Genomic DNA, 9249 nt, shown 5'->3' on the forward strand with positions numbered 1-9249 from the left:
GATAACTCTTCGTCGCACCTGAACCTACTTGAATTCGCCTCATGCTTGCGGCCTACTCCGCATCGCTCCGGCGCATGGCATGAAACACGTTTGGCAGTCGTAGCGTGCGAGCAAAGATCATGAAGCCCAATATATTGATTCTGTCGACGGCCTTATCCGCCGTCGCGCTATTCTCGACGCAAGTCGGCGCTCAAACGCCGTACGCACCGGGCTATCCGCCACAAGCGGCTCCGGCGTATGGTGGACCAAGCGGATATTCGATGATGGGTGGCGGCAATGCAATGCCGTATGGTCCCATGGGACCTGCGCCTGGCTATGCCGCCTCTCCGGTCGGATACCAGCAAGGCGCTCCGCTTGATTATCAAGACCCGAGCATGCAGCCGATCCCGGCGACCGATTACGGCGACTACGGCCCTCAAGCGGCGTACGACCAAAGCGTTCTCGAAGGTTCGCCGTATGCCGAAACTTGTCAGGATGCATCGTGCAACAGTTGCGACCTGCCTCCTCGCGTCTATGGATCGGCCGACCTATTGGTCATGTGGCGCAAGAACTCGACGCTGCCGGCCTTGTTGACGACGAGTGCTCCCGCAGATGAAGGAGTCATCGGCGCTCCGACCACGCAAACGCTGTTTGGCGGCCACGAACAAGGTGACGCGTTGACCGGCGTGCGACTCACCACAGGGCTTTGGCTCGACGACTATCAAAATTGGTCGGTTGGCGGTCGCTTTCTGGCGCTGCAACGAGAAGTCTTGGGCATCAGCACCACGTCGGCTCAGTTCTCAACGCTCGCCTATCCGTTCTTCAATACCAACACCAACATGAATGCGTCCTTTGTCGTCGCATTGCCGGGGGCGGGTACAAATGCGGCCGACGACACTTCGGTGAACATTCGGAAAACGAACAACTTTTATACCGGCGATGTTTTTGTCACCAAGCATGTTGTTACGAGCCATGCGAATCGCGTTGACTTTGTCACCGGCTATAGCTTCGCTCGGATCGACGATGCGTTGGCGATGAACACAATGTATACGGTCAGAGACGGGGGCGGCGCCATTGCGGCGGGGTCGACGGTGGCTACCTCTGACAATTTCTTAGCCAAGAATGACTTCAACGGCGGTCAGTTCGGCTTGATCTTTGATTTCCAAGACGGTCCGTTCACATGGCGTGCTCTGACCAAGATCAGCGTTGGCGGCATGCATCAACGCATGGCGATCAGCGGCAGCCAAACGGTGACTGAGTTTGGAGTGCCTTCGACAGCCGGCCAGGGGTACTACGCTCGCAGTTCCAATATCGGCAACTATCAACGAGACGTCTTCTGCTATATTCCGGAAGCCAATGTCGACCTGATCTATGCTTTGAACGGCAACTTGGACTTGAAAGTCGGTTGTACTTACATCTATGTCAGCGACGTCGCTTTGGCTCAGAGCGGCGTGTCGGGATCGCTCAACCCGAACGGCGGTGATCCGGTGTTCCAGTTCGCCAGTGACGACTATTGGGCGTTGGGCGCCACGTTCGGTCTTGACTTCCACTACTAATTGGTCGTGGAGACAGATCGAAGCCATAAAAAAAGAGCCGGCTCGAAAGAGCCGGCTCTGCTTGTTTCTTGCTGCTTGGCGGCGGTCCTGTTGTCGACTAGAAATCCTCGAATGCGATGTCCACATTCGACAAGCGGTCGACGATCGTTTCGATGTCGCCGATCAGTCGGAAAATAACCGCATCGCTCGTATCAGCGATCAACAGGAAGTTCGGATCGTAGAGCGAGAAAGTAATTCCAGCAACTACCGGATCGGTGTCCGTGTTGTTGTCGTGGTCGATACGCAAGAATGCCTGGCCTGTTTTGGTCGCGGAATTGAACGCGAAGCCTTCGACCGAAATAAGTTCGTCCCAACCTTGATCAGGCGAGTACCATTCGAGTTTGCCCTGATTGTTCGGCTGCTTGGAGACGGCGAACAAGATGGAGTTTTCGCCCACGCCGGAGATCGAATCGTTGGGCCCGCGATACGCAGCCTGGCGACCCACAAATCCGAGACCGATTGCAGCCGGCGTGAGATTGCTGGGAGTGATCGAGATGTTGGAGATCATGATCGATCCATCGCCCATAACGGACACGTTGGGCGGAAGAACTCCTCCACGGCCGGTGCCGTACGGATGAACGAATTTGGGTGGGGTGATCTTGACCGAATAGGCTCCGGCGTCAATTCCGGCGAAACTAAAGGAACCGTCCGCTTGCGAACTGAACGTCGTGCCGACAAGTACTCCGTTTTGGTACAGGCCGACTTCAATGCCGCCGATGAATTGCTCGGGGCTGGCGCTGTTCCCGGCGTTGTCGTTCCAGACGCCGTCATTGTTGACGTCAAAATAGAATCCGCCTGCGATCAAACTGTTGAACGGCACGCGGATGGTCACCGTCGCGGTATCGGTGTGTTCGACGTTTTCGTCGTCCGTATAGAGGACCGTGTAGGTGAAGGACTCGATTCCTGGAAGCGCCGCCCCGGTATATTCCAGCGATTTGTTATCCGCCGAGATCGCCAGGCGATTTTCCGTTTCCGCTGTGCCGCTGATCGCCGTAATCGTGATCTGGTCCGCTGCGACGACCCGACCGCTATCGGTGATGATATAGTCGTTCGCCAGCACGTCTAGCGTCACCATTTCTCCCGGCAGCACGGTGGCGAAGGGGGTCCCATTCTCCAAGTCATCCACCGCTTCCACGGTAGGCGAAATCTTGACCGTCACCGTCGCCGTGTTCGTATTGTTGCTGTCGTTTACGTCGGTCAGCGTGTATTCAAAAACTTCGGTGCCTGCGAAGTTGGTCGGCAAGCGGTAGACGATGTATTGATCGGAAAGGCCAGCAATCGCAGGCATCGGCGTGTCCGCCAAGGTTCTCACCATTACGCGACTCTCAAGATCGGCAATTGTGGTGAGCGAATCCAGACCATAATTAGCGCTCAGGGTCAGATCAACGCCGGCGCCCAACACGAGCGGATTGCCATTGAAGTCAAGGTCGTTCGCCTTGACGTCGATGACGAGATATTTCTCGCCATCGATATCGATGACGCGTGGGTCATCCGCCGCGATCTCGTCAACCAGATCGGCCGAAGCGCCGACGACGTCATTGTTGGCGCCGTTAACTGCATTGACGGTGATCGTGATCATTGGGAACGCAATGTTCACGACGTCCAAGGGGCCCGAATCTGGGTCGACTAGATCTTGGAATACGATCGCCGACTGATTCACGTCTTTCGTATCGGGATTGTTGTTGTCGACGGTTGCATTCGCAAAGAGACCTTCAAGCGTGAATGTCCCGGTCGTGGTCGGCATAAAATCGATCGTAAAGAGAACCTGGTCAACGGTCCACCCGCCCGGTTGCGCAGCGCCGTCGGGGGTAAACGAAGATCCGCCGGCGTTTTCGATGCGGCCTGCGCCGGTGACTGTCGTACCGACGCTCCCTTCATTGAAGTACTGGCCCAAAGTGCCGGGGGCATCCGCTTCGACGATTAAAGGATCGAATCCGATATCCAGATAGGCGCCGGTGATGTCTGGCGTGGCAAGATTACCGCCTGTGATCGCAGACGTGTTGCGAACGGTGACGATCAAAGTGAAGACGTTTTGATCGACGTCGATGACAACCGGCATGCCGGGGTCCGGTTCATCGTTTATGTCAAAACCAGTGCTGGTTTTTCCAATCGTCATGCCGCCTTGCTTGATCTCGAAATTAAATGCGGCCGAATAGGAGTTGTCGGCGTCTTCCGCTTCGATCAGGGACTCTAACATCCTGGCGACGTCGAGAGGATTGAAGACTCCGTCGTTATTCACATCGAGAAACAGAACCTGCTCACCTTCGAGTCCGCCTGCGGCTTGAGAGGTTTGTAGAAAGGAGCGGCTCCCCTGCTCTAGCTGCGACAGCATGATCTCGAGGTCGGCGTCGTTAACAAGTTGATCGTCGTTTACATCGAGCCCCATGTTGGGGTTATGCCAGGCGTTTAGATCAGCCGCCAGCATCGCGCGGGGCTCCAGAGCTTCCATCTTTGCGCCTACTGTCCGCGAGGAGCGACGAACAGATTGACGGCGTTTCGAGACAGATTTATTTCGCTTTTTCATGGCCAGCCAACGGTTCTGGAGGTGGTTAATCGGGAGAATCTGAGGGGGATGGGTTGTCTGTTGCCCCAGGATAATTGTGCGATTTGGGCTTCGCAAACAAATTCCTCGAATCGACTCAACCGCTACGGTTCTCCTGGTCGGAATATCTTAAGCAGTTCGGCGATTCGATGCTTTTGGTCGCGGTGCTTCAGCCCAAAGTTCCCCAACTGCAGGCTTTTTTTGCAAAATCGATAGATTCTGCCGCAACTCAGTCACTCCAAAGGAACTTTGCCCCTATTAAGCGCATCAGAATTTCACCAATGGTTCCTAAATATCCTGGAATAATCGCTACAGACGCCATGATCCGCGTAAGTGGTGAATTAGCGGCAGGATAATTGTTGTTGGTTCTGGGGGACGCGATTATTGTGAGATGGTTGCATTTCGGCATCCATCGTATTTCAGCCCCTCTTATTCGCTACGCACCTTCGCTCATCGCGAGAATTGCAAATGTCAAATAGCTTGCGTCGACTACTTCCTCAATTTGAGAAGCTAGAAGCTCGAGAAGTGCTTACCCCCTATATGGCTGTCTCGCTGGTGGCGACCGACTTGTCTGGGAACCAAATCACCACGGTTGCGGCGGGTCAAGCGTTCAATTTGCAAGTTTGGGTCCAGGACCTGCGCCATATTGCGCTACCACCAGATAACTATGTCGATCCGGTGGAAGGGGGCCCCACAGGCCCGTATTATGCGAATCCGTACGGGGTATCCGTCGCTTATGTGGATCTGTTGTACGAAGGGAGTGCGTTTGATTTTGACGCGCTCTCCGGTCCCAAAGCGGGGACCGGATCGCCGGCGTTATCTGCGCCAAGGTACGATGCCCAAAAAACGACCGACGGGATTATTGAAGAGTTGGGCACCAACAAGGCTTCAACGGCGAGTGGGAGCGACGCTCCGCGAGTCTGGATCACGGTCCCCATGGTCGCCGAAGATAGTCTGGGACAATTCGAGTTCAAGGTCCAACATCCGTGGCTCAACGAAATATTCCCCGATACGGATGAAGGAAATTTGGCTTCGCTGGCGTTCATAAAAAGTAAACCGAGCACGTTGTATTTGACCGGTCCCACTCCGCTGAATCCGGACGAAATTGACTATTCGAACGCGACCATCACCCTGAATGTGATTGAACCAGGCGACCCAGTCGATATCGACCTGCGGATCGTAAAAACGAGAACTGCAGTCAACGGTTCCGGCGAAGTCGGAATGTTGCCGGAAAACGCCGCTTGGCTGGATGAGTGGGATCAATTTTACGTTGAGATCTATGCGACGGCCCCCGAGGGCGCTTCTTTAAGGTCGGTCACCGTAACGATCGATTTTACCGATGAATTTCATAACGTCAGCCAAATCATCGACGCGAACGCCGATTCGACGCTGAAATTTATCGCATCGCAAGTTTCTTACACGAGCACCTCGAACAGCGTGTCGGCCAAGTTTAGCACCGCGCTGAACAACATCGGCGACAATAATACGCCAGCGCTGCTGGGACGGATCTATTTTGGCCCTGACATCAATCCAGGTCGCGGCGTCGAATATGACGCGTCGGGCGACTATGCCGAAGCGGAAACGACCGGCTTCGTGGTGACCGGCGGAGAAGCGAGCGTCCAATATAGCGGATCAGCCGAACCGACCGGCGTGACGAGCGGATCGTCCGCCGCAACCGATATTTGGGCCGTTCCTTATGACATGGATGATGATGGAGCGATTTCTTTGATCGATCTGACGCAAATCATTCGTAAGATTGGTTCGCCGGTAACGCCGTCCAACAATTTGTATGGCATGGATTTCAACCGCAATGGATTCGTCGATCTGGTGGACATGTCGTTGCTGATCAGAAATATCGGAATCAGCAAGACGATTCTTTCGTCACGGATTTATTACTCTGGTTTTCCGTTTGATGATGATTCGGCCATGGCGATGATCGAAGGAGAATCGGTCAACGCCAGCAGTCCCATTATCTTGGAAGGCGAGTCCGTTTCGTCGGAAGAGTCGGCGATTTCACCCGAAGTGACAGCGAAGGTCAGTGATCCGGTTTCGACTCCGACCTACTATCCGCTGCTGCTGACGGCGCCGACGACGAACTCGACCAGTCAATCGCAACCAACTTCGGCGGATGACGAATTGCCCCCGGAAGAGTCCATGACGACGAACGTGCCGACAACCGGCGGCGACTTGCAGACGATGCTGATCCTCGCCGCGGCAGAAAACTTGGCGTCGGAAGATTCGTCGACTGACTCCGAGGTGGTCGACGAAGTATTCGCCGATCTGGAAATCGACGAACTGCATTTAACGATGTAGTCGCATTCGGGCGGCTCTGCCGTCGGTTTCTTTACTCTTCGTAGATGGCTTAGCGCAACCATGACTTCTCATCGCCGATTTCGGAAAGGTCGCACACGTCGCGACGCGAAATCGACGTTGGCCACGCTTCGGCTCGAATCGTTGGAGTCGCGCATCAATTTCTCAGGCGTTCCACTCGGCGCCGCTCCGACCGATACCGGCGAATTCATGCTGGGGGACGTTTCGGTCACCGTCGTCTTTCTCGAGTCGATGCAAACCGGCGGCGTTGATCCTAGTTCGGAAGACTGGACGGAAGCGGAGATCGATGCGAGCAAAGCGAAAATCGACGAAGCGCTGCAGTGGTGGGTCGATACTCTGGAGCTGCAAAACACCGTCCACGAACTGAACTTTCAGATCAACTACCAGTACGCGGATAGCCCGGTTCCGACTCGCTACGAGCCAATCACTCGAGCTGCCGCCGAATTCGACAAGTGGGCTGGCGATTTTCTCGATTATGTCGGCGCCGAGCGGTCGGACGACATTATCCAAGACATCCGGCTGTTCAATGACTCGCGGCGCGTCGCGGAAGGAACCAACTGGGCCTTCACGATCTTTGTCGCCGACGCTTCCAACGACTTGGATGGGTATTGGAAAAACCCGGGAGGCATCGCCGGCGGGTTCTCCGTAGCCGGTGGCGCCTTTATGGCGATTCCCAATAGTCGCCCTGCGATTTCCATCGCGCATGAGACGGCTCACCAGTTCTGGGCCATGGACGAGTATTTAGGCTCGAAAGGTTACTACGAGCATCGCGGCTACTACGATACGCAAAATACGAATGCGCTAGTCGACCGTCCTGCGGATGCGCCGCCGGTTGTCGACAGCTTGATGCTGTCGAACATGGAGATGCAACGCGCCTACGACAATCACACCAGTTCGACGGCGATGTTTGAGTCAATCGGCTGGAAAGATTCGGACGGCGACGGCATTTTCGACGTTCTCGATCAACCCCTTTCGCTGAAGGGAAGCGGCGCGCTGGACGCCGACTCGCTGGAATATCATTTTGTCGGACAAGCGTCGGTCGGCGTTTTGCCAAATTTGAATACCGCGGGGACGCAGCAATCGTTCAATCAATTTTTGCAGCATGACATGACCATCAATACGGTCGCTGCCGTGCAGTACCGAATTGATGGAGGCGAATGGCGAACGGCGGAGACGTATGACGAGTACGTCGCGGATATTGATATTAGGATTGAACTGCCCAGTTCGGCGCTTCACGTGGTTGAAATTCGTGCGATCGACGCGACTGGGGCAATCGTTTCCGATGTCTTCGCCGGATCGACGACCGAGATTACGGCGACCACCGAAATTGGTGCGACAGGGTTTCTGTTTGACGATCAAAATCGAAACGGCGTCTTTGATCCGGGCGAAGTTGGACTCTCCGGTTGGTCCGTTGAACTGGTCGATTCCCAAAACGCGCCGGTCGCGACGCAAATCGTGGTGGAGCCAGACAACTTTGGCGCCGGCGATCAGATTGACGATCTTGTCCCCGGCGCCTCTTTCTCGGCGTTTGGCGAAAACATCATTGGCGCGTTTCCCAACGTCTTTTCGCAGACCAACGCCGCCGCAACCACCGGCTCCAGAGTCTTTGGTTACTATCGTTCGACCGTCGATTCGACCGGGCACTTCTCGGAGTGGAACGCGCAGCAACAACTGCGAGTTGACTTGGATTGGCCCGTAAGCCGCGTCTCGATTGACGCAATTGGAGCCGGCGCCGGCAGTATCGGGCGTCTGGAAGCGTATGACGCACAAAACAATTTGATTGGTCGGTACACGACCGCGGAATTAGCGGCCGGACAAGCGGAAACGATGCTTGTAGAAACCGATTCGCCGCAGATCGCCTATATCCTTGTCGCCGGCCAGCTTAGCACCAGCGTTCGGCTTGACAATTTTGTCGCCGGCCAGGCCGCTGCGGTCGAGACCGATCCGTTTGGCGCCTTCGCACTGCCGATGGATGTCGCAGGCGACTATCAGTTGCGCATTACGCCTCCTGACGGGGACGCTCAGACCTACGTTATCGCTGGCTCGGCAGAAGCGACATTCGCGCTTCAGCCGCTGACCGGTTTTCGCTTCGCGATCAAACCCGATTCATTGGATTGGCGGAATCCCTACTCTGGTTCCGACATCAATGACGATGGCCAAGTCGATTTGACCGACTTTGAAGTGGCGATGGCGGAATTGTTGGCTCCAATCTATTCCGTAGCAGATCAGCTTGATGGGGATCACCAATCCCCGGCCCCGTTTTTGGACGCCAATGGGGATGGCGTCTTTAATGTTCTGGATGCGGTGCGCGTGTTAGAAACCATCGCCATCGCTGAGTATTCGTTTCCGTCCGAAGAAGAAGCTGTCTTGCTGACCGGGAACGCCGCCGATGAGAACGACAGTCTGGACGAGCCGGAAACGAGCACGTCGGATCTTGACGCTTCTTCACTCCATGTCGCCGCATCCTCTGTCACGCCGCCAGATGCCGCTTTGCCATATGTCACCGTGAATAGCGCGCCGCCTTGGTCGGCCTCTTATGAATCGACGTCCCTTGACGGCGACTGGGGACTGGGCAATTTGTCGGCTGATGACCAACCTGCTTCGCAGGATTTCGTCATCGAGGGAGAAGCGGTCGTTGCGGATGGCGCAACCTTCAGCGGTTCGCCCAACTCTGTGGTCACGGATGATCGTATCTTGGCGGATGCGGCTGACGATATCTTCCTGGCGATGTTCAACGGCGACGAAGAAGAGGAGATTGGTGAACTCGATCCTTTCTTTGCTCCCTGGGGATTACTGGATTAG

4 protein-coding genes are annotated in these 9249 nt (G+C 55.4%); 3 read left to right on the plus strand and 1 reads right to left on the minus strand.

The genetic code is table 11. The annotated features are described in order from the left end of the window. The first annotated feature begins 119 nt into the window (after positions 1–119). The gene (locus tag M4951_RS10880; RefSeq protein WP_262026509.1) at positions 120–1535 is read left to right on the plus strand and encodes a BBP7 family outer membrane beta-barrel protein; all 1416 of its coding nucleotides are present in this window, start codon (positions 120–122) and stop codon (positions 1533–1535) included. A 97-nt stretch (positions 1536–1632) separates the two neighbouring features. Here M4951_RS10880 and M4951_RS10885 read toward each other — a convergent pair whose 3' ends face one another. Continuing rightward, positions 1633–4023: a dockerin type I domain-containing protein gene (locus M4951_RS10885; RefSeq protein ID WP_262026510.1), complete on the minus strand. Its 2391-nt coding sequence runs from the start codon at positions 4021–4023 to the stop codon at positions 1633–1635. Between the two features lie 561 nt (positions 4024–4584). On the opposite strand from M4951_RS10885, the gene M4951_RS10890 reads away from it, so the two are divergent. Together M4951_RS10890 and M4951_RS10895 are read left to right on the plus strand one after the other, a co-directional pair. After that, positions 4585–6429 carry a dockerin type I domain-containing protein gene (locus tag M4951_RS10890; protein WP_262026511.1) on the plus strand — a complete coding sequence of 615 codons (1845 nt, stop codon included), beginning with the start codon at positions 4585–4587 and terminating at the stop codon, positions 6427–6429. Between the two features lie 60 nt (positions 6430–6489). Beyond that, complete coding sequence (locus M4951_RS10895; protein ID WP_262026512.1) at positions 6490–9249, plus strand: dockerin type I domain-containing protein; 2760 nt, start codon at positions 6490–6492, stop codon at positions 9247–9249.

It is taken from the genome of Blastopirellula sp. J2-11 (assembly GCF_024584705.1).
Lineage (GTDB): Bacteria > Planctomycetota > Planctomycetia > Pirellulales > Pirellulaceae > Blastopirellula.